Source organism: Nocardioides sp. Soil796 (assembly GCF_001429525.1).
Lineage (GTDB): Bacteria > Actinomycetota > Actinomycetes > Propionibacteriales > Nocardioidaceae > Nocardioides.
Map to the genome: position 1 here is coordinate 203967 of NZ_LMSQ01000018.1, position 596 is coordinate 204562.

At 72.5% G+C, this 596-nt stretch carries 1 pseudogene; it reads left to right on the forward strand.

Annotated elements, in window-relative coordinates:
- Positions 1-596 (forward strand): annotated as a pseudogene (locus tag ASH02_RS26380) (hypothetical protein); the annotation flags it as partial.

Sequence of the window (596 nt, forward strand, 5' to 3'; positions counted from 1 at the left end):
CCGAGGAGAACCCCTACCGGCCCCTCGACACGAGGCGTGCCGAAGCCTTCGGATGGCTGGCGCGCCCCGCGGAGCTGCTCGCGTTGCTGCTCGAGCACGCCGAGGACCCCGACCCCGGACCACACTCCACCGACCAGGACCAGCCCGGCGACGGCCACGACGAAGCTGGTGACACCGACGCCGACGATGCAGACGCGGACGAAGCTGGTGACACCGACGCCGACGATGCAGACGCGGACGAGGGCGGCAGCGACGACCAGGGCCAGCCCAGCAACAGTGAGCCCGCCGGCAAGGGCGACGCGGCCCGCGACGACAACCAGACCGGAGCCGACCACGAGCCGGATGCAGCTTCCGATGCGGCCGCCGACCCAGCACCGGATCCCGAGCCCGAGCATGAGCGCGAGCCGGAAGACGCGGACCCCGGCTCGTCACCGGTGGCCTGGGCCGAGGGGTTCCCTGAGCATCTGCTCGACACGCTCCGCTCGATCGATCCGACCAAGCTGCGGCCCCGGGCCGTGGTCTACGTCCACCTCCACCAGGCCGCCCTGTCCACCAGCCACCCCACCGGACGCGGGACCGTGGCCAAGGTCGAGGAC